Origin of the sequence: Bradyrhizobium sp. HKCCYLRH2060 (assembly GCF_051168135.1) — a bacterium.
In the GTDB taxonomy this organism is placed as follows: Bacteria; Pseudomonadota; Alphaproteobacteria; order Rhizobiales; family Xanthobacteraceae; genus Bradyrhizobium.
Map to the genome: position 1 here is coordinate 41,798 of NZ_JBNPUK010000006.1, position 19,439 is coordinate 61,236.

A 19,439-nucleotide genomic window follows, 5' to 3' on the forward strand; every position below is an offset into this window, starting at 1 on the left:
CACCTCTGCCCGCGCCGAGTCATGCACGAGGTCGGACAGCCGATGATTAAGCCGCCGGCCGCCGGCGCTGGGTTTCGCCATGGAACCTGGGACATCGTGACGAAACTGCCAACGCCATGCGCGACTCTTTGCGGAGCTGGAACACGCAGGACTATTTGCTGGCGACGTTGCCGGGCAGCGCGTAGGCCCGCACATAGTCGCCGAGCTTGGTCCCGAACGAGCCGTGCCCGCCATCGACGGTGACGACATACTGTTTGCCGTCGGCCTCGTAGGTCATCGGCGTCGACTGGCCGCCGGCCGGCAGCCGGTCCTGCCACAGCAGGCGGCCGTCCTTGACGTCGAAGGCGCGGATGTAGTCGTCCATGGTGCCGGTCAGGAAGGCGACGCCGCCCGCAGTGACCATCGGGCCGCCGAGCATCGGTACGCCCAGCTTGAACGGCAGCGGCAGCGGCGCCTGGTCGCGGATGGTACCGACGCGGTGCTGCCAGACGATCGCGTTGGTCTTGAGGTCGATGGCGGCGAGGCTGCCCCAGGGCGGCGCCATGCAGGGGATGCCGAGCGGCGACAGGAAGATGCCGAGCGAGACGCCGTAGGGCGTGCCGTACATCGGCTGCACGCCGAGCTCGGTGCCCGGCGGATGCGCGGCGTTGGGTTCGGCCGGATTGTCCTTGCCGCGCGGCACCAGCCGCGAGACGAACGGGATCGACTGCGGATTGGCGATCGCGATCTTCCGAACGGGATCGATGGCGATGCCGCCCCATTCGAACATGCCGAAATCGCCGGGATAGACCAGCGTGCCCTGCTCGGAGGGTGGCGTGAACGGCCCTTCGTAGCGCAGCCGCTTGAACATGATGCGGCACGCCAACTGATCGAACATCGTCGCGCCCCACATCTGCGCGCCCGAGAGCTCCTTTCGCGGCCGGAAGCTCAGTTCGGAGAAGGGTTGTGTCGGCGACAGCCGGTCGCCGGGCGCAGCACCCTGCGGCACCGGCTTCTCCGGCGCGGGGACCAGCAGATGCCCGTCGCGGCGATCGAGCACGAAGATGTTGCCGGTCTTGGCCGGCACGTAGATCGCCGGCACCACGCCGTCCTTGCCGGGCATGTCGACCAGGCTCGGCTGTGACGGCATGTCCATGTCCCACAGATCATGATGCACATTCTGGAACGACCAGCGCAATTTTCCCGTGGCGATGTCCAGCGCCACCAGCGCCGAATCATAGCGCTCGTTGTCGGCCGAGCGGTTGCCGCCCCAGATGTCCGGCGAGCTCGAGCCGAGCGGGATGTAGACCAGGCCGAGCGCCTCGTCGGCCGCGCCGACGCTCCAGCCGTTCGGCGAGCCCGGCGTGAAGTGATGCGTGGCCGACGGCATCTCGTTGGGATCGGGATTGCCGGGATCGAACGCCCACAGCAGCTTGCCCGTGTAGACGTCGAAGCCGCGGATCGCGCCCGACGGCACCTTGTTGGAGTAGTTGTCGATCACGGCGCCGGCCATGATCACGACCTTGTCGGTGACGACCGGCGGCGAGGTGCCTTCGTAGAAGCCGAGCGTGGTGATCTCGTTGCCGGCCTTGAGATCGATCTGGCCGTGCTCGCCAAAGCCCTCGCATGGCTTGCCGCTGTCGGCGTCGAGCGCAAACAGCCTTCCGTCATTGGTCGGCAGGAAGATGCGCCTGGCGCATTCCGTCGGGGCCGCCGCGCCTGACACGTCGACCGCGCCCGGCTTGGTCTCGTGATAGGCCACGCCGCGGCAGGTCATGTGCTGGAAATTCTTGTGATGTTCGATCTGTGGATCAAACTTCCAGCGCTGCTTGCCGGTGGCGGCATCGAGCGCGAACACGATCTGATGCGGCGAGCAGGTGCAGAGCAGATCGCCGATCTTCAGCGGCGTGACCTCGTTGGTGAACTCGTCGGGATCGTCGGGCCCTTTGCGGTCGCCGGTGCGGAATTCCCAGGCGAGCTTGAGAGTCTTCACATTGTCGGGTGTGATCTGCTTCAGGCTCGAGAAGCGCGTGCCGAAATTGGTCGCGCCATAGGCGGTCCAGTCCGCCTGCGCCTCGGCTGGCGCGGTATCGGTGCCGGCCGTCGCCGCCGCGGTCTGCGGCAGCGCGCCATCGGCGCCGAAACGATCGCCGCGCAGGGAGGCGCCGAGCACGACCACGGCCACCGCAAGCACGGCCACGAGCCCCCAGCGCGCCGCGCGCATGTCGCCCACCAGATGCGCCGTGATGAATGGCAGCAGCAGCCAGACGCCGAGCGGCACCAGCACGTCGCCGCGCGGCGCCAGCGACCAGAAATCCAGCCCGACCTCCCAGATCGCCCAGATCATCGTGCCCAGCAGCAGCGCCGCATAGATCCACAGCGCCGCCGCATGCCGCCGCCACAGCAGCACCGCGACGACCAGCAGCGCGAGGCCTGCGACCAGGTAATACGGTGAGCCGCCGATCGCGGCGAGCCACGCCCCGCCGGCGAGCAGCGCGAGGCCCATCAGGCCGACAACGATCGCGGTGAAGGTGAGCAGCGGCGCGCGCTGCAGATGGCGGGCTGCGGCCATTGCGCGGCTCCAGGCTGATGATGACAGGCCGCGGCGCGACGCCGCAGCCGCGTCATGAACGGCGAGGAAGGGCGGAAGTTCCTGGCCGTGCAGGGCACGGGATGGGGCCGCCGCGCGGTCGCCGACCTCCCTCCCGGCACACGGCCTTTTGCGCGCCTTCCGTGGCCGGAACGGGTTGCCGCTCCATGACGAAATTAATACGATCCCATGTCGTTCACATGAAAATTGGAGTGCCCGGATGCGTGCGCAGTCGCGAGCCCTGTCGAACCCGGTCGCCCTGTGGTGGGCGATGCTGACGCTCGTCAGCCTCGCCAACATCGTGTTCTGGTTCATCCTGTACCGCCAGCTCAACGGCGGCAGCAGTTCGGCGGGTCAGGCGTCCCAGACCGGTTCGATGCTGGCGCTGTCGGCGGCCTATGTGTTCGGCTGCGCCTTCCGCTCGGTGCTGCCGCGCGCCGACGTGCAGCGCATCTGCCTGGTCGACAGTTGGCTGTCGAGCGTGTTCGTCGGCCGCACCGTGGCGACCATCGCCGAGATCGCCTTCGCGGCACAGTGGGCCATCATCCTCGCGCAGCTCGGCGCCATCGCCGATGCCGAGACCGCGGTGAACATGGCCCGTATCATCGTGCCGCTGATCGTCATCGCCGAGATCTGTTCCTGGTACGCTGTCGTCACCCGGAATTTCCTCTACAACGCGATCGAGAACTCGCTGTGGGCGGTGGCCTTCCTGCTCGTCGGCATCGGGCTCGGCCGGCTGCTGCCGGAGTTCGATGGCGTGGTGCGCGGCCTGCTGATCGCGGGCCTCGTCGGCATCGCCTGCTATCTCGCCTTCCTCGTCGTGATCGATGTCCCGATGTATGTGAAGCGCTGGCGCATCGAGCGCGCCGCCGGCACGCCGCTGCTGCATCCGCTCGCCGGCCTGCGCGACTCCGCCACGCGCTGGACCGTCACCCACGAGTTCGAGCACTGGAAGGAAGAGATCGCCTGGATGTCGCTGTATTTCAGCGCCGCGGTCTGGGGCTCGCTGGCGCTGTGCGCACTCTCGGCAATGAACGATCACCTGCCGCGTGATCGCGCGCAGGCGACCGGCGCGCCGCCGGCCATCGTCCAGCAGAGCGCCGATCGGTCCTGACGCGACATCCCGCCGTGACGGTCACGGCGGGATGTCCCGCTTGCCTCAGCCATGCATCGCGAAGTGATGCGAATCGTCCATCTGGACGATGTGGCTGTAGTCGGCGTGCGGCGCATCGTGCACGGCCACCGGCGCGTGATCGAAATTCGGCGGCACGATGCCGGTGTTGCCGGGGTGCCCATGGTCGCCGAAATTGTCGACGATGATCGGGTTGTGCGACGAGCCTTCGCCGTGCAGCGGACCGGAGCCGAACCCCGAGCCCAAGCCCGAGCCCAAGCCCGAGCCCTGGCCACCCTGGGCGTTGTCGCCCGACTGCTGGATCGCCGAGGCGATCGAGTCCCAGAACCCGCCATGGCTGCCGCCCTCGGACCCGCCATGGGCCACCGCGATGCCGTCGCCGCGCAAGCCGTCCTGCGCCAGCTTGAAGATATCGCCGATGGCAGCGCCGAGATCGCCATGGCTGAGGTCGTTGACCAGCGAGCCGAGGTCGTGGCCAATCGCGTCGAGCTGCTGACCCAGCGAGTGGCTCAAATCGCCCGCGGTCTGTGCCAGCCCGTTGAGGCCTTCGCCGACGAAGTGGCCGACGCCATCGACGATTCCGGTGCCGACCGCATCGGCGCCGTGCGCGATGCCGGAGATCGCCTCGCCGATCGGTCCGCCGATCAGGTGGCCGGCCGCCGACGCCGTGTCGGTGACCACGCCGATGGCCCCGTCAGCCACCGCCACGCCGGCGTCGAAGCCGCCCTTCACCACCGCGCCTGCGGCGTCGAGCGCGTCCATGCCGACCTCGCCGGCCGTTCCGACGATGGTGCCGGCCATGTCGAGCGCGCCGTGGCCGACTGCGCCCGCTGCCTCCAGCCCGGCCTCGCCGAGGCCGACCGCGGTGTGCGCGAGGTCGCCGGCGACGTCGAGGGCGCCATGCGCCACGTCGCCACCGACCTTGAGCCCGCCGTCGACGATGTCGCCGCCGATATGCTTGACGTCGTTGATGACGCCGTCGAGGTCGCCATGCACCAGGTGGCCGACGCCGGACGCCACGTCGCCGGCGACGTTGATCCCGGTGTGGAGGACGTCGCCGCCGACATGGACCACGGTCGACGCGACGTCGCCGACGGTGTGAAGCAGGCCGCCGCCGATCGCCTCGGCGCCATGCCCGATCGCGCCGAGCACGCCGCCGACGGTATGGATGGCCTCGCCGCCGAGCGCGCCGATCCCGTGCACCACGCTGCCCACGGCATGCGCGGCATCGCCGGCGACGTGCTCGACCGTGTTGACCACGGCACCCGCCGCGCCGCCGACTGCACCCGCCACATCCTTCGCAACGTCCTTCACGTCATCGACTGCGGAACTGACGGCATCTCCGATATCATCCCAAAAGCTCATGACCTGCTCCTCTCGGTTGCGTCACCTCGCCTCGGGTGACGCGCCGTTTGTCGCAGATCGCGTCCCCGCGCTCCGTGCGCGACGTCACGCAAGCTGAGAGGTGGCAGGGCTCGGGCGCGAAGCCTGTCCGCAAGGCCAGGCCATCCACCTCTTCAGTGGCCGCAGGGAGGGAATACGTGGATGCCCGCTTAGGCCGGGCAACTCATTAGCAGGCCCTGATCGCGATCGTTCAGGGGGGCATCGGTGTGATGCTCAGCCGCGGTTCAGGCGTGGCCGATCCAGCCATGCCAGGTCAGCGCGGCAAAGAAGCGACGGGCATCGCGAAAGCCGCCGTCGCACAAGATCGCTTCATCCTCCTCGGGGCTCAGCATGTTGACGCTGGCATCGACGGTCGCGCGCATCGTCCTTGCCTGCTCGGGGTCCGTGCCCGACGCAACGGCATAGGCCGCGTAGCGATCCAGCCACAGAGCCCGCTCAGTCGGCTCCTTCGGCAGGCAGCTATGGGCGACCACGAACGGCGCGCCAGGGCGGAGCCGGTCGTGCACGGCGCGGACTGTCTGCAAACGCTCCGGCGTTGCCAGAAAATGCAGCGTCAGCAGGCATGTCGCCGCGTCAAACGGGCCGGCCGGCGCAGCGTCGATGGTGCCCTCGATCAGTTCGACCCGGCTGATCCGCGCGCCGAGCGTGCGTTCGGCGAGTCGCAGCATCTGCGGCGCCGGATCGACCCCGACGAAGGTCCACGATGGGTGCGCTTCGGCCAACGCATCGAGCTCGAGCCCGCCGCCCGCGCCCAGCACGAGCACCCGCGCATGGTCGGGCGCCCGCTCGGCCAGCAGAACCGCCGTCATGCGGTGCAGCCCGTCGAGACCGGGCACGAAGCGCCGTGGACCATCGGTGTAGCGCGCGACGAATTCGGGATCGGAAAACGCGCGGATGAACTGCTGAGCGCCGTCGGCAATGTCAGCCGGCATGACAAATGTCTCCCTTGCGAGGTCGCTTGCGTCGTTCGAGGCGGTCGTGGAAATCAGCGCTCAGCGCCGCCAGCGTGATGGCGCCGAGACGGGACAGCAGCAACGTCTCGGCGGCCCGGATGGAGGTGTCGAGCGCGGCATTGACCGCCTGCTCGACGAGACAGTTGGGATTGTCGCTCCGATGGCCGATCGCGAACAGCGACGGACGTCCGAGCGAATCGTAGACGTCGCGCAGGGTGACGGCCGCCAGATCGCAGGCGAGCGTCCAGCCGCCGCCATGGCCTTTCTCGGAGCGCACATAGCCGCTGTCCCGGAGCCCCGCCATGATTCTGCGGATCACGACCGGGTTGGTCTGCATCATCGCTGCGAGCGCCTCGGAGGTGACCGGACCGTCGTGCTCCGCCATGTGGAGCAGGACATGGAGGATGCCGGACAACTGGCTGTTGGGTCTCATGTAACTTTTAATATGACATGATGCCCGGAACGTCAACCGGCCTGCCTTCGTGCGGCCTTGGGCGATGCTGTCGTGTCTGCCCGTCGGGCGACTCGGTCCTGCTGCTCGTCGCGAATGCGGGCGCGTTCATTCCCCCGATCCGCCGCAAAGTCTCTGGCGCGGAAAACCGGATTTCGCCTGCGCGTTCAGGCTGATTTGGGCTGTCCAGTCCCGTGAGCAAAAATATTCCGCTTCGCAATTTCGGAAATTCGTGATCTATTCATTCCATCCCGCCTCATCGACGAGGGGCGCTGCGCGGTCGTCACGAAGCGTGGAGTGCGGGATGTGATGGGCGGGCCGGTTTGCAGCGTGACTTGATCGCGCCGACGAACAACACCGGTCCGTACGGTCAAGTCGCGTGGTCCTGGCCTCCCGACGCTGAGGTCAAGCCGGCTGATGATGCCTCGTGCATCCCGCCGGTGATGGGGGCAAGACAGCCCGGTCCCCAGGGAGATCGCGAAGCAGCCGTTCAAACCGTCGCGCAGGGAGGGCCGGATCGTCCGGCTGGACCTGTGGTTCCTGCCGCCTGCATTTTTTTCGCAGGCGGGCCACGGGCCTCAGTCGAGGTCCGGCCTTCCCTGCACCCTCGGTCTTGAAGAGGGTGAGATCGATGCATCGCTCGGACGCCGAATGCGCCGCGAGAACAGAGACGCGCATCCCCAGATGCAGTTTGAGATCGTTGACCACGACGGCACCACGAACGCGGTGCTTCCCCTCCAGGGGAGGGTGGCGTCATGCGTTCGGATCGGCTCTTCCGAGCCGGCGGCGCCGACGTCCTACCTACTTGAATCCCGAAAACCGGCTGTCGAACGAGTTCGACTGCAGCACCGGGACGGCGCCGGAGACCAGCGCGGTCTGGGTCTGGGCGGGAGCCGAGGCGGTGGTGGCCGGCGCCTCGCTGGTCGCGGGCTTGAACGGCGGCCGCGCGGCAGCCTGCCGGGTCTCGGCGGGCTTGGCCGCGACCGGCTTCGGCGCTGGCTTGGTCTCGGCGGGCTTCGCCTCTGCGGTCTTGCTCGGCGCGGGCTTGGCTGTCGCCGTGCTCTCAGCCGCCGCATTGCCGCCGATCCCGACCTTGCGGGCGAGGCTCGACATGAAGCTCGGCTTCTCGGGCGCGCTGACGGCCGCCACGCGGGTCGACGGCGCGCTCACCGGCGCCTCCGCGGCACTGGCCGGCATCGCGACCTCGTCGGCGCCGGGCGCGCGCGGCGGGTTGACGTGACCGGGGATCGTGCCTGGCGCGGCCTGGAAGTTGGCGAGCGACAGGCCCGGCGCCTCGCCGGCGTCGGACAGGCCGGTGGAGGCTCCGGGCACGCGGCTGGCGAAGATCGGATTCATGCCGCCGTCGATGCCGGTGTTGAGCTTGGCGACCGGCGTGCCCTTGGCGACGAGCTTGGCATATTCCGCCTCGTCGGCCTGCTGCTTGTCGCGCACGGCGGCGGTGATCTCGTCGGGCACGACATAGGCCGGGCACTTGGCAGAGGCGTCGAACACCGGATCATGCGTCGCGCCCGGCGGCTTCTGGGCGTTAAAGACGTATTTCTTCTCGCAGAAGTCGACCTTCGGCTCCTGCCGCGTGACCTCGAAGGCGTCGTAGCCTTCCTTGATCATGCGCCAGAACGGCATGTTCGGATTGTTGCGGTGCCTCGCCATGTTCACCGGCGTCATCCGGAACGGATAGGCCTGGAACTGGAAGGCGCGCTGGCCGCCGAAGAACGACTCGCGCCCGAGCGCATAGATCTCGGCGATCTGCTCGTCGGTCATCGCGAAGCAGCCGCGCGACGAGCAGTCGCCATGCACCATCAGCTGCGAGCCGGTGCGGCCGAGCGCCTTGTCGAACGCGTTCGGATAGCCGGTGTTGAACGACAGATAGTAGGCCGATTGCGGGTTCATCTGGCTCGGATTGATCGAGTAGAAGCCCTCCGGCGCCTGGCGGTCGCCCTCGCGCACTTTGGGTCCAAGATCGCCCGACCAGCGGCAGATCGGATAGGTCTTGAGCAGCGCGAACTTGCCCGAGCGGTCCTGCTTCCAGACCTCGAGCTCGGCCTCCTGCTTGAAGACGCGGACCAGGATCGGCGACTGCAGATCCATATCCTTCTCGCCCATCGTCGCGACGAGCTTCGGCGGTACCGGCTGGTTGGCCTTGGCGTTGGTGGCGAGTCCGACCTGATCGCTGTTGCAACCGGTCAGCAGCGCACCGGCGGCCAACGCCGCCGAGGTCAGGAGAACCCGGACGAAAGCGCGGTTGATCAAAGCAAAGCTCCCCGCAAACCCCGCATGCCGCAACACCCCAGTCTCATCTCACCCGATCGGCCCGAAAGCTGGATAAATCACGGGTCGACCCTGCGTCATGCCGTCAAACCATTGATTAAAATTGTAGCCTTTGACCCCAGGCCTCGCAACCCGCGCTCCGGCGATGCCACCTGGCCCCGGCCGCCTTGGTCAACAACTTCTAAACAGCAGACCCCGTCGGCGGGGCCGAAATGCGGCCAAACGGCTGGAAAGACTCACAAAACCGCGAGCGCCGAGGCCCGAGCGCAAGCCCGGTCAGCCGAGCTTGCGGCCGATCTCGATGAACTTCTGCCGGCGCTGCTTGCGGATGGCGTCGGCGTCGAGGCCCTTCAGCTCGTCGAGCGCCTGGGCGATCGCCTCGCCGGTCGCCGCGATCATTGCCGCGGGATCGCGGTGGGCGCCGCCGACCGGCTCCTTGAGAATGGTGTCGACCACGCCGAAGCGGAGCATGTCCTGGGCGGTGATCTTCATGCTGTTGGCGGCTTCCTGCGCCTTGGTGCCGTCGCGCCAGAGGATCGAGGAGGCGGCTTCCGGCGAGATCACGCTGTAGATCGCGTGCTCCAGCATCAGCACCCGGTTGGCGGTGGTCAGCGCGATCGCGCCGCCCGACATGCCTTCGCCGGTGATGATCGCGATGTTCGGGACGCCGAGCGCCAGGCAGGCGTCGGTCGAGCGCGCGATCGCTTCGGCCTGGCCGCGCTCCTCGGCGCCGATGCCGGGATAGGCGCCGGCGGAATCGACCAGCGACAGAACGGGGATGCCGAAGCGCTCGGCCATCTCCATCAGCCGGACCGCCTTGCGGTAGCCTTCGGGACGGGCCATGCCGAAATTGTGTTTGAGCCGGGACTCGGTGGTGGCGCCCTTTTCCTGGCCCATCACGCAGATCGGCTCGCCGCGGAAGCGGCCGAAGCCGCCGAGCAGAGCGGCGTCCTCGCCGAACTTGCGGTCGCCGGCGAGCGGGGTGAACTCGGTGATCAGCCCGCCCACGAAGTCGGTGAAGTGCGGCCGCTGCGGATGGCGGGCCACCATGGTCTTCTGCCACGGCGTGAGCGTGGCGTAGAGCTCGGCCAGCGCCTGGCCGGCCTTCTCCTCGATCCGGCTGACCTCCTCGCCGATATCGGTGCCGGAGGCGGCCATCGCCCGGAGTTCGTCGACCTTGGAATCGAGCTCGGCAACAGGCTTTTCGAAATCGAGGTAGCTGCGCATGGGATCCGGCATGGAAGAGCTGAAGGAAGAGCGCTGGGAGACGAAATCGGTTCGGCCTTCGGACCTGAAGCCGAACGACTTCAGGAGCTTAGGGTACGATCGGTGCCCAGCCTCCAGGCATCGCGCCGGGATCGCGGGCAGGATGGCGCTCTTTCGGGGCAGACGGGCGCGAAGTCAAGCCGGCCGGGCGTCACGCCGGCGGATTTGGTTTCGGGAAGGTGTGAAGCGAGGTCAGGTCTCGGCCAGCGGGTGCAGGTCGCGGACCAGGCTCTTGAGGCGCTCCTCGACCACGTGGGTGTAGATCTGGGTGGTCGAGATGTCGGTGTGGCCGAGCAGGGTCTGGACGATGCGCAGGTCGGCGCCGTTGTGCAGCAGATGGCTGGCGAAGGCGTGGCGCAGCACGTGCGGCGACACCAGCCGGGCGGGCAGGCCGCTGGCCACCGCGAGTTCCTTGAGGTCGCGGGCGAAGTGCTGGCGGGTGAGGTGGCCGCTCTCGCCGAACGAGGGAAACAGCCATTTGCCGAATGTCGCACTGGCCTTCTTCTCAGGCTTCAGCGCATCCAGGGCGGCGAGATAGTCGGCCATCGCCTGGCGCGAGGCCTGGTTCAGCGGCACCAGCCGCTCCTTGTTGCCCTTGCCGCGCACCACGATCATGCGGGCGTCGTTGCGGGCCGCGGTGCGCGGCAGCGCCACCAGCTCGGAGACGCGCAGGCCGGTCGCGTAGAGCACCTCGAGCAGGCAATACAGCCGCAGCGCGCGCAGCCGCTGCGCCGGCGAGGCCTCGCCGACCTCGGAGAGCTCCTTGGCCCTGGTCAGCATCCGATCGACATCGCCGATCGACAGCACCTTGGGCAAGGAACGGCCGCGTTTCGGGCCGGACAGGATGGCAGCAGGATCGTCGCTGCGGATGCGCTCGCTCAGCAGGAAGCGGAACAGGTGCCGCATCGCCGACAGCCGCCGCGCCACGCTGGAGGACTTGAAGCCCCTGGTATCGAGGTCGGCGAGATAGTCGCGCAACGCCTGGGTGTCGGCCGTGGCGAAGCTGTTGGCCTTGCCGCCGAGAAATTCGGAGAGATCGGTGAGGTCGCGGCGATAGGCGTCCAGCGTGTTCTGACCGGCGCCCTGCTCGGCGGCCATCATGTCGAGGAACAGGCTCATCAGCCTGGCGTCGGAGGCCTTGACCTTCATGTCGTGAAATCCGCTGCGTCCGAGGCGATCGAATCACTACGAGGTATTCGCCGGGGCACATCGAGCGGTGACTGCAAATCTGGCCGATATCGCGGCGCCCGGCCACCTCAGAGAAGCGCAAAATGCTTAATCAATGCCGTGTGGCTTTTGAGTTCGCGCTCGCGTGCCGGATCATTTCTTCTGGAACTTGTCCGGCGGGATCGTCACCGTCATCTCCCGCGATTTGGGACTGACGAAATTCGCCAGCGCGTAGATCGCGCCATAGACCACGCCGACGATGACGGCGATCACGGTCAGGAAGCGGAACAGGCTGGGCATCGGGGTCGCGCGGGCCACCAGGGAAGGAATAGTTTCATCCAACATGTTCGCACCCGGCTGGCAAGTCCGGCGCTCTCCACCGTTCGTCCGGAGGTCGGTTCTGCTTGCTCCCTCATTCCGGGGCGGCGCGCGCAGCGCGGCGAGCCCGGAATCCATCACCGCGGGACGACGTCGTCGGCGAGATGCCAACAGCCAGCCTGCCTCACACAGCATCCTGTGGGTATGGGTTCCGGGCTCGCGCTACGCGCGCCCCGGAACGACGTCCGCGGGGAGAACCGGTTGCGTGTCGCGGAACAGGATGCCTTTGAAAGCAGCAGGGGCTGGGTTAGAAGCCTTCATATGACCGACACGTCCCAACCCGCTGCAAGCCCAGCCGCTCCGGAGACCGCTATTCTCGCAGGCCTCGGCAAGCGGCTGATCGTGCTGGTCGGCATGATGGGTGTCGGCAAGTCGACCGTGGGCCGGCGGCTCGCGGCGCGGTTGCGGCTGCCCTTCGTCGATGCGGACACCGAGATCGAGACCGCGGCCGGCATGACCATACCGGAAATCTTCGAATCGCGCGGCGAGGACTATTTCCGCAACGGCGAGGCCCGGGTGATCGCCCGGCTGCTCGAAAACGGGCCCGGTGTGCTGGCAACCGGTGGCGGCGCCTTCATGCGCGAGGAGACGCGGCGGCGCATCCATGAGAAGGCGGTCTCTGTTTGGCTGAAGGCCGATGCCGACGTGATCATGCGCCGCGTCCGGCGGCGGGCCGACCGGCCGCTGCTGCAGACCGCCGATCCCGAAGGCACGGTCGCTCGCCTGCTCGTCGAGCGCGAGCCGGTCTACCAGCTTGCCGATCTCACGATCTGCTCGCGCGATGTGCCGCATGATCGCGTTGTCGAGGACTGCATTGAGGCGCTGCAGGCGTTCTTCTCGCCACCGGAGACCGAGGCGGGGCCGGCCGGACCGCAACCCGATCCAGTTCAACCCGATCCTCCGCACGCGATGGGCGCGCTCCGATGACAGCACCTCTGAAGCATTCCGATCCGATCATCGTCGACGTCGCGCTCGGCGAGCGCGCCTATGACATCGTCATCGGCCGCGGCGTGCTGGCTTCGCTCGGCCAGCGCATCGCGGCGCTGCGGCCGGGCGTGCGCACGGCCATCGTCACCGACCGTACCGTGGCCGCGCATTGGCTGAAGCCGACCGAGGCGATCCTGGCGGAGGCGGGCATCCCGGCGTCCACGATCGTGGTCGATGAGGGCGAGGGCTCCAAGACCTATGCCGGCCTGGAGAAGGTCAGCGAGGCGCTGATCGCTGCCAGGATCGAACGCAACGATCTGGTCGTCGCGCTCGGTGGCGGCGTGGTCGGCGATCTCGCCGGCTTCGCGGCCGCCATCCTGCGCCGCGGCGTCGATTTCGTGCAGGTGCCGACCTCGCTGCTGGCGCAGGTCGACAGCTCCGTCGGCGGCAAGACCGGCATCAATTCGCCGCAAGGCAAGAACCTGCTCGGCGCCTTCCATCAGCCGGTGCTGGTGATCGCCGACACCGCCGTGCTCGATACCCTGTCGCCGCGCCAGTTCCGCGCCGGCTATGCCGAGGTCGCCAAATACGGCCTGCTCGGCGATGCCAGCTTCTTCGCCTGGCTCGAGGCCAATCACGCCGACATCGTCAGAGGCGGCGCCGCGCGCGAGCACGCGGTCGCGACCTCGTGCCGCGCCAAGGCGGCGATCGTGGCCCGCGACGAGCGCGAGACTGGCGACCGCGCGCTGCTCAATCTCGGCCACACCTTCGGCCATGCGCTGGAGGCCGTCACCGGCTTCTCCGACCGCCTGTTCCACGGCGAGGGCGTTTCCGTCGGCATGGTGCTGGCGGCGCAGTTCTCGGCCGAGCTCGGCATGCTGCCGCCGGACGACGTCGTGCGCATCGAGCGTCACCTTGCTGCGGTCGGCCTGCCGACCCATCTGCAGGACATCGCCGGCTTTGCCCAGGAGGGGATCGGCGACGCCGACCGGCTCTTGGCCTTGATGGCGCAGGACAAGAAGGTCAAGCGCGGCAAGTTGACCTTCATCCTGATGGAAGCCATCGGCCGCGCCGTCATCGCGAACGACGTCGATCCGGCGCGGGTCCGCGACTTTCTCCAGGCCAAATTGCGCAGCAGAAGCTGATCCCGGGCTTTACGCCGTATTGAGCAGTGCCAACGGATCATCGGCTGCCTCCCTCCAGAGCGACATCGGCGTCATGGACTGGTTCACACTCTCCGTCGTCATTCTCCTCCTCGCCGCCTCCGCCTTCTTTGCGCTGAGCGAGACCGCGCTGACCGGCGCCTCTCGCGCCTCGATGCTGCGGCTGTCGAAGCAGGGCAATCGCGATGCCGACGTGGTGTCGAGCCTGTTCGACACGCGCGAACGGCTGATCGGCGCGCTGCTGCTCGGCAACAACATCGCCAATATCGGCGCCTCCGCGCTGGCGACCGGTATTTTCACCGCCTGGTTCGGTGAGGTCGGCGTGCTCTACGCGACCGGCGTGATGACCGCGCTGGTCGTGATCTTTGCCGAGGTGCTGCCGAAGACGATCGCGATCAACGCGCCGGATCGCGTCTCGCTCGCGGTCGCCAGGCCGATGCGGGCGGCGGTGATCGTGCTCGGTCCGGTGCTTGCCGTGATCGAAGCGATCGTGCGCGGGCTGATGCGGCTTATCGGCTTCAAGGTCGGGGCCAATCAGCCGATCCTGTCGCCGACCGAACGCCTGCGCGGCGCCGTCGATCTGTTGCATCATGAAGGCAAGGTCGAGAAGCAGGATCGCGACATGCTCGGCGGCCTGCTCGATCTGCGCGAATTGCAGGTGTCCGACGTCATGGTCCACCGCACCGAGATGGTGATGGTGAATGCGGACCTGCCGCAGGAAGAACTGGTGCGCGAGGTGCTCGCCACCGAATACACACGCATCCCGCTGTGGCGCGGCACGCCGGAGAACATCATCGGCGTGCTGCATGCGAAGGACCTGCTGCGTGCGATCCGCGCCGCCGAGGGCGACGTGTCGCACATCGACGTTGCTTCACTGGCGCTGCCGCCGTGGTTCGTACCCGAGATGCGGTCCGTGTCGGAACAGCTGAAGGCGTTCCGCCGGCGCAAGACGCATTTCGCGCTCGTGGTCGACGAGTATGGCGAGGTCGAAGGCATCGTCACGCTGGAGGATATTCTGGAGGAGATCGTCGGCGACATCTCCGACGAGCAGGATGTGCAGGTCGCGGGTGTGCGCGTGCAGCCGGACGGATCCGTCGTCGTCGATGGCTCAGTGCCGATCCGCGATCTCAATCGCGCGATGGACTGGACGCTGCCCGATGAGGAAGCAACGACAGTTGCCGGTCTCGTCATTCACGAGGCGCGTTCGATCCCCGAGCGCGGCCAGAGCTTCACGTTCCACGGCTTCCGGTTTCGCGTGCTGCGCCGGGAGCGCAATCGCATCACTGCGCTGCGCATCGTACCGGTGCCGCGCGGCGAAACCGAGGAGACGCGGCCGCGCCGTGCAGGCACGGCGTTCTAGCTAGAGCATGATCCGGAAAAGTGGAAGCCGGTTTTCCGAAGAGATCATGCTCAAACAAAGCGATGGGATCAAGCCTCGCCCGGCGCCTTCGCATGCAGCGCGAGCGCGTGCACCGAGCCGGCAAGTTCCGCTGCCAATGCGGCGTTGATCAGGCGGTGGCGATCGACACGGCTCTTGCCCGCGAAGGCCTGCGACACAATATACACGCGGAAATGGGTCTCACCGCTCGGCTGATGGCCCATATGGCCTTCATGCAGATGTGATTCGTCCTGAACATCGAGGCTTTCAGGCGTGAAAGCTTCGCGCAACTTTTTGATGATAGCATCTCGGGTCCGCATGGTCTCTGGAAATACGCATCAAATTATTTTTCGTCAATCGGCGGTCCCCGCCCGAGGTATTCGCAATGTCAAGACTTGAAGCTTTTCGCGTTGCGTAGTCAAAGTCCGCCATGCCGATCGATTCAAACAAATTCTTCGACTCCATCCGCATCAAGCCCAAGAAGGCGGCTGCGCGGCAGCCGGTGGTGCGCGAGGAGGCCCAGCCCTGTCAGTGGCCGGACTGCAAGAACAAGGGCTCGCATCGCGCGCCCAAGGGACGCGAGAACGCGCGCGAGTATTGGCACTTCTGTCTCGATCACGTGCGCGAGTACAACCAGTCCTATAATTTCTTCTCGGGGATGAACGCCGAGGCGGTCGCGCGCTATCAGAAGGATGCGCTGACCGGACACCGCCCGACCTGGAAGATGGGGGCCAACACGTCGGCCAAGCGCGGCACCGGCAGCGCCGAGGGCGATCTCGGCGATGCCGCCGATCCGTTCAGCGTATTCGCCGAGATCAACGGCCGCGGCAGCTGGCGCCCGGATCCCCGGTCGGCCCCCAAGGCCGAGACGCGCAAGGTGTTCAACGCCGAGCGCAAGGCGCTGCAGGTCATGGGCCTCGGTCCCGACGCGACGCTGGAAGACGTCAAGGTCAAGTACAAGGCGCTGGTGAAGCAGCACCATCCCGATGCCAATGGCGGCGACCGCTCCACCGAGGATCGCCTGATCGAGATCATCAAGGCCTACAACTACCTGAAGACGGTGGTGAAGGGCTGACGCGCGGCAGCGCGTGAGGCTGCCGCGCGTTGCGTCGAAGGTCTCAGGGCTTCGGCCCGATATAGGCCGAGCTCGGCCGGATCAACCGCCCCGTCCGCTGCTGCTCCCGCGCATGGGCGGTCCAGCCGGCGGCGCGCGCCACCGCGAAGATCGGCGTGAACGCCTGGCGCGGAATCTTCAGCGCATCGAGCAGGATGGCGGTGAAGAACTCGACATTGGTGTCGAGCGCCCGCTCCGGATTCTTCCGCCGCAGCGCCTGGCGGATGTAAGCCTCCACCTCGCTCGCAAACGGCAGGTCGGCGCCGCTGCCCGCCAGCCGCTCGATCGCGGCCTTGAGCACGTCGGCCCGCGGATCGCGCACGCGATAGATCCGATGTCCGAACCCCATCAGCCGCTCGCCGCGGCCGAGCGCCGCGTCGACCCACGGCTTGATGTTCTCGCGCGTGCCGATCGCGTTGAGCATCTCCAGCACCGGCTCCGGCGCCCCGCCATGCAGCGGGCCGGTGAGCGCGCAATAGCCGGCGGTCACCGATGCGAACAGGTCGGCCTGGGTCGAGGCGACGACGCGCGCGGCGAAGGTCGAGGCGTTCATGCCGTGATCGCTGACGGTGACGAGATACGTGTCCAGCGTCGCCACCTCGCCAGCCGCAGGCGTATCGCCGCGGACCATGCGCAGGGTGTCGGCGGCGTGGCTGGCGTCAGGATCGGGCGCAATCGGCTGTGCTCCCTGTGCGCGCTGGACCAGGGCGCCGGCGATCACCGGGCAGGCGCCGACGATCGTGGCTTCGTCGTCGAGCCCGGGCTCGGACCGCAGCGCCGCGATGGCGGCGCGGAAGCCGTCGATGATCGACAGGCCGGAGGTCGCGGCGAGCAGCTCGGGCAGCCGCGTAAAGGCGCGCGCGCGGGCCTGGCCGAGGCTGGCACGGACATCCGTCTCGCCGACGCTGCGCTTCGTCGCCGCGCTCCATAGTCGGGCAGTCACGCCCTCGAAGCCGCTGGCGGCGGCGAGGTCGGCCACACGCGCTCCGGCGATGATGAGCTCCCCCTGCTGGCCGTCGACGTGGCTGAGCACGGTCTCGGCGGCGGCGATTCCGTCGAGGCCGATGGGGGTCTTGCCGAGCTGGATGGTCATGGCGGGTCTCCTTCGAGAATGGTCACGCTGCCAAGATCCGCCCAGTCGACAACTTGATCAATCTTGATTAAGCTGATCAATATGAAAAAAGACAGCGGTCTTTACCTATCTGCGCGCGAAGCTTCGGCTGAACTGGCGATCTCGCCGGCCACCCTCTACGCCTATGTCAGCCGCGGACTGGTCCGCTCCGAGCCGTCGCCGAATTCGCGCAGCAACCGCTATCGCGCCGAGGACATCCGGGCCCTGAAGGAGCGGCGCGCACCGGCGCCCGAGCCGCGCGCCTTCCGCAGCTTCGATGCGGACCTCCCCGTGTTCGATTCCGCCGTGTCGACAATCACCGAAGCCGGTCCGATCTATCGAGGCGTCAATTGCGTCGACCTAGCCGTGCGCGGCACGCTGGAACATGCTGCGACCCTGCTGTGGGACGTGACCGCGCTCGATCCGTTTGCGCCGGGCAACCTTCCGGCCGTGTCGGAGGAGATGGGTTTCATCGCCGATGCCGCGCGGCGTGCGGCGCCGATCGACCGGGCCATCGCGGTGCTGGCGCTGGCGACACATGCCGATCCCGCGGCGTTCAACCGCGCTCCCGATGGCCGGGCCCTGGTCGGCGCGCGCATCGTCCGGCTGGTGGTCGCAACCATGTTGAACCAGCCCGCCTCAGCCGATCCGCTCCATGTTCAGGTCGCACGGAGCTGGGCGCCCGGACATGAACATGCGCCGGACCTGATCCGCCGCACCCTGGTGCTGCTGGCCGATCATGAGCTGAATGCGTCGACCTTCACCGTCCGCTGCGCGGCGTCGACGGGCCTCAGCCTTTATGATGCCGTCATCGCGGGTCTGGCGGCGCTCAAGGGACCGCAGCACGGCGGCGCCGGCGTCCTGGCGTCGCAACTGGTGAAGACCCTCATCGATCGCGATGTCGCGCCGCTGATCCGCGAGCGCGTGGCGCTCGGCGAGCGCTTCGCGGGCTTCGGCCACGGCGTCTACAAGCACGGCGACCCCCGCGCCATCTCGCTGCTGGAGGCGCTGACGCGCGCCGGCGCGCCGCGCAAATTCACCCGCGAGGTGCCGGAGCGGATCGCCGAGGCGACCGGCGAGTTCGTCAATATCGACTATGCGCTGGCGGTGCTGGTGCATAGCCTGCGGCTGCCTGCCGGCAGCGAGCTGGCGCTGTTCGCGATGGCACGCTGCGTCGGCTGGCTCGCCCATGCCTGCGAGCAGCTGCAGCACGGCCGCCTGATCCGCCCACGTGCTCGCTATATCGGACCCGCACCCGGCCGCGGAGCCATGTTGGATGCGCTGTAGCGTTCTAATCCGTGACGCCAGCGGCGAGCTCAGACTCGCGCCGCTTCCGCACCAATCTGAGGACCAGCCAGACCACGATCGTGCCCGCGACAGCCGCGATGATCCAGGTGGACTTGGCGATATGGCTATGATGCGGAATCCCGCCATAACGGTGCAACAGCTGCACCGCGAAGACGCCGGGCAGGACGTGGGCGCAGGCCCACAGCGCGATGGCTGGGATGTTCACGGCGTAGAAGCGCAGCGGAGGGATGTCGAGCGCGCCGGCCGTGATCGGCACGACGGCTCGGATCGGCGCGACAAAGCGGGCGAAGAAGATCGCCAGGGTGCCGAACCGGTGGAAGAAGGCCTCGCTCTGCGCCACCAGGCGCGGATAGTTCGAGAATGGCCAGTTCGCCAGGATCTCGCGCTGCCGGCGATGGCCGACCCAGAACGCCCCGCCGTCCCCGAGCACCGCGCCCAGGACGGCCGCCGCCAGCACCCATTGCAGGGTCAGCTCGCCGCCCGGAATCAGCGCGCTCAGCGCCAGGATGATGGTCGTGCCCGGAATCACCGAGCCCACGATCGGGATCGCCTCCAGCAAGGCGGCCAGAAACAGGGTGAGATAGGCCAGTCCCGCATGCGCTGAGACAAAGGCAATGAGTGGGTCGAGCGGATGGGCCACGCGGTTCCTGTTGGTGGAGAGGGTGGGGCGGGGACTTCCCGATAAGTAGGAACCCCGGCCCCGGGTGCCACGTCGAGATTCCTGGGAAGAGCCGGTGGGCGAAAAGGTGGCACGATTCGCAGGGCAGCCTTCCGAAAACGGCCACCCATGCCTATCTCGATGATATAACGACGGAACTTTGATCAAGGC

17 protein-coding genes are annotated in these 19,439 nt (G+C 67.6%); 6 read left to right on the forward strand and 11 right to left on the reverse strand.

Annotation, left to right across the window (positions count from 1 at the left end; genetic code table 11):
* Positions 1-151: 151 nt before the first annotated feature.
* Positions 152-2,551: a membrane-bound PQQ-dependent dehydrogenase, glucose/quinate/shikimate family gene (locus ACQR10_RS14415; protein WP_434911984.1), complete on the reverse strand. Its 2,400-nt coding sequence runs from the start codon at positions 2,549-2,551 to the stop codon at positions 152-154.
* A gap of 238 nt (positions 2,552-2,789) precedes the next feature.
* Between ACQR10_RS14415 and ACQR10_RS14420 the strand changes: the two genes are divergently transcribed.
* Positions 2,790-3,683, forward strand: a complete 894-nt coding sequence (locus ACQR10_RS14420; RefSeq protein ID WP_315800602.1) for a hypothetical protein — start codon at positions 2,790-2,792, stop codon at positions 3,681-3,683.
* A gap of 45 nt (positions 3,684-3,728) precedes the next feature.
* Here ACQR10_RS14420 and ACQR10_RS14425 read toward each other — a convergent pair whose 3' ends face one another.
* The 7 genes from ACQR10_RS14425 to ACQR10_RS14455 form a co-directional block, all read right to left on the reverse strand.
* Entirely contained in the window at positions 3,729-5,066 is a 1,338-nt protein-coding gene (locus ACQR10_RS14425; protein ID WP_316216836.1) for a hypothetical protein, read from the reverse strand.
* A gap of 263 nt (positions 5,067-5,329) precedes the next feature.
* Complete coding sequence (locus tag ACQR10_RS14430) at positions 5,330-6,037, reverse strand: class I SAM-dependent methyltransferase (RefSeq protein WP_316182905.1); 708 nt, start codon at positions 6,035-6,037, stop codon at positions 5,330-5,332.
* Positions 6,027-6,491, reverse strand: coding sequence for an Rrf2 family transcriptional regulator (locus tag ACQR10_RS14435; protein WP_316182906.1), 465 nt, complete (start codon positions 6,489-6,491; stop codon positions 6,027-6,029). Before ACQR10_RS14435 ends, ACQR10_RS14430 begins: the two co-directional genes overlap by 11 nt.
* 819 nt (positions 6,492-7,310) lie before the next feature.
* A complete protein-coding gene (locus tag ACQR10_RS14440; RefSeq protein WP_316182907.1) occupies positions 7,311-8,780 on the reverse strand; it encodes a L,D-transpeptidase family protein in 1,470 nt (489 codons plus the stop codon).
* Positions 8,781-9,074: 294 nt separating this feature from the next.
* The gene (locus tag ACQR10_RS14445) at positions 9,075-10,037 is read right to left on the reverse strand and encodes an acetyl-CoA carboxylase carboxyltransferase subunit alpha (protein WP_315800597.1); all 963 of its coding nucleotides are present in this window, start codon (positions 10,035-10,037) and stop codon (positions 9,075-9,077) included.
* A 219-nt stretch (positions 10,038-10,256) separates the two neighbouring features.
* The gene (gene xerD / locus ACQR10_RS14450; RefSeq protein ID WP_315800596.1) at positions 10,257-11,213 is read right to left on the reverse strand and encodes a site-specific tyrosine recombinase XerD; all 957 of its coding nucleotides are present in this window, start codon (positions 11,211-11,213) and stop codon (positions 10,257-10,259) included.
* Between the two features lie 171 nt (positions 11,214-11,384).
* On the reverse strand, positions 11,385-11,531 hold the full coding sequence (locus ACQR10_RS14455; protein WP_315800919.1) for a histidine kinase: 147 nt from the start codon (positions 11,529-11,531) through the stop codon (positions 11,385-11,387).
* A gap of 339 nt (positions 11,532-11,870) precedes the next feature.
* On the opposite strand from ACQR10_RS14455, the gene ACQR10_RS14460 reads away from it, so the two are divergent.
* From ACQR10_RS14460 to ACQR10_RS14470, 3 genes are all read left to right on the forward strand, one after another.
* Positions 11,871-12,536: a shikimate kinase gene (locus ACQR10_RS14460; RefSeq protein WP_315800595.1), complete on the forward strand. Its 666-nt coding sequence runs from the start codon at positions 11,871-11,873 to the stop codon at positions 12,534-12,536.
* The gene (gene aroB, locus ACQR10_RS14465) at positions 12,533-13,681 is read left to right on the forward strand and encodes a 3-dehydroquinate synthase (RefSeq protein ID WP_316216835.1); all 1,149 of its coding nucleotides are present in this window, start codon (positions 12,533-12,535) and stop codon (positions 13,679-13,681) included. The genes ACQR10_RS14460 and aroB overlap by 4 nt, the downstream gene beginning before the upstream one ends.
* 73 nt (positions 13,682-13,754) lie before the next feature.
* Positions 13,755-15,059, forward strand: coding sequence for an HlyC/CorC family transporter (locus tag ACQR10_RS14470; protein ID WP_315800593.1), 1,305 nt, complete (start codon positions 13,755-13,757; stop codon positions 15,057-15,059).
* 68 nt (positions 15,060-15,127) lie between these two features.
* On the opposite strand, the gene ACQR10_RS14475 is transcribed toward ACQR10_RS14470, so the two are convergent.
* Positions 15,128-15,397, reverse strand: a complete 270-nt coding sequence (locus ACQR10_RS14475; RefSeq protein WP_315800592.1) for a BolA family protein — start codon at positions 15,395-15,397, stop codon at positions 15,128-15,130.
* Between the two features lie 110 nt (positions 15,398-15,507).
* Here ACQR10_RS14475 and ACQR10_RS14480 point away from each other — a divergent pair, with 110 nt between their 5' ends.
* Entirely contained in the window at positions 15,508-16,152 is a 645-nt protein-coding gene (locus ACQR10_RS14480; RefSeq protein ID WP_315800591.1) for a J domain-containing protein, read from the forward strand.
* Positions 16,153-16,195: 43 nt separating this feature from the next.
* Here the strand turns inward: ACQR10_RS14480 and ACQR10_RS14485 are convergent, their stop codons facing one another.
* Positions 16,196-17,284 carry a citrate synthase/methylcitrate synthase gene (locus tag ACQR10_RS14485; protein WP_316216834.1) on the reverse strand — a complete coding sequence of 363 codons (1,089 nt, stop codon included), beginning with the start codon at positions 17,282-17,284 and terminating at the stop codon, positions 16,196-16,198.
* Positions 17,285-17,365: 81 nt separating this feature from the next.
* Between ACQR10_RS14485 and ACQR10_RS14490 the strand changes: the two genes are divergently transcribed.
* Complete coding sequence (locus tag ACQR10_RS14490; protein ID WP_316216833.1) at positions 17,366-18,589, forward strand: citrate synthase family protein; 1,224 nt, start codon at positions 17,366-17,368, stop codon at positions 18,587-18,589.
* A gap of 4 nt (positions 18,590-18,593) precedes the next feature.
* Here ACQR10_RS14490 and ACQR10_RS14495 read toward each other — a convergent pair whose 3' ends face one another.
* Complete coding sequence (locus ACQR10_RS14495) at positions 18,594-19,250, reverse strand: DedA family protein (RefSeq protein ID WP_434911985.1); 657 nt, start codon at positions 19,248-19,250, stop codon at positions 18,594-18,596.
* Positions 19,251-19,439: the final 189 nt, after the last annotated feature.

Bases quoted from the DNA above. Each gene is read 5' to 3' on its own strand.
- ACQR10_RS14415 (WP_434911984.1), bottom strand. From the start codon at position 2,551: ATGGCCGCAGCCCGCCATCTGCAGCGCGCGCCGCTGCTCACCTTCACC.
- ACQR10_RS14420 (WP_315800602.1), top strand. From the start codon at position 2,790: ATGCGTGCGCAGTCGCGAGCCCTGTCGAACCCGGTCGCCCTGTGGTGG.
- ACQR10_RS14425 (WP_316216836.1), bottom strand. From the start codon at position 5,066: ATGAGCTTTTGGGATGATATCGGAGATGCCGTCAGTTCCGCAGTCGAT.
- ACQR10_RS14430 (WP_316182905.1), bottom strand. From the start codon at position 6,037: ATGCCGGCTGACATTGCCGACGGCGCTCAGCAGTTCATCCGCGCGTTT.
- ACQR10_RS14435 (WP_316182906.1), bottom strand. From the start codon at position 6,491: ATGAGACCCAACAGCCAGTTGTCCGGCATCCTCCATGTCCTGCTCCAC.
- ACQR10_RS14445 (WP_315800597.1), bottom strand. From the start codon at position 10,037: ATGCCGGATCCCATGCGCAGCTACCTCGATTTCGAAAAGCCTGTTGCC.
- xerD (WP_315800596.1), bottom strand. From the start codon at position 11,213: ATGAAGGTCAAGGCCTCCGACGCCAGGCTGATGAGCCTGTTCCTCGAC.
- ACQR10_RS14455 (WP_315800919.1), bottom strand. From the start codon at position 11,531: ATGCCCAGCCTGTTCCGCTTCCTGACCGTGATCGCCGTCATCGTCGGC.
- ACQR10_RS14460 (WP_315800595.1), top strand. From the start codon at position 11,871: ATGACCGACACGTCCCAACCCGCTGCAAGCCCAGCCGCTCCGGAGACC.
- aroB (WP_316216835.1), top strand. From the start codon at position 12,533: ATGACAGCACCTCTGAAGCATTCCGATCCGATCATCGTCGACGTCGCG.
- ACQR10_RS14470 (WP_315800593.1), top strand. From the start codon at position 13,755: ATGGACTGGTTCACACTCTCCGTCGTCATTCTCCTCCTCGCCGCCTCC.
- ACQR10_RS14475 (WP_315800592.1), bottom strand. From the start codon at position 15,397: ATGCGGACCCGAGATGCTATCATCAAAAAGTTGCGCGAAGCTTTCACG.
- ACQR10_RS14480 (WP_315800591.1), top strand. From the start codon at position 15,508: ATGCCGATCGATTCAAACAAATTCTTCGACTCCATCCGCATCAAGCCC.
- ACQR10_RS14485 (WP_316216834.1), bottom strand. From the start codon at position 17,284: ATGACCATCCAGCTCGGCAAGACCCCCATCGGCCTCGACGGAATCGCC.
- ACQR10_RS14490 (WP_316216833.1), top strand. From the start codon at position 17,366: ATGAAAAAAGACAGCGGTCTTTACCTATCTGCGCGCGAAGCTTCGGCT.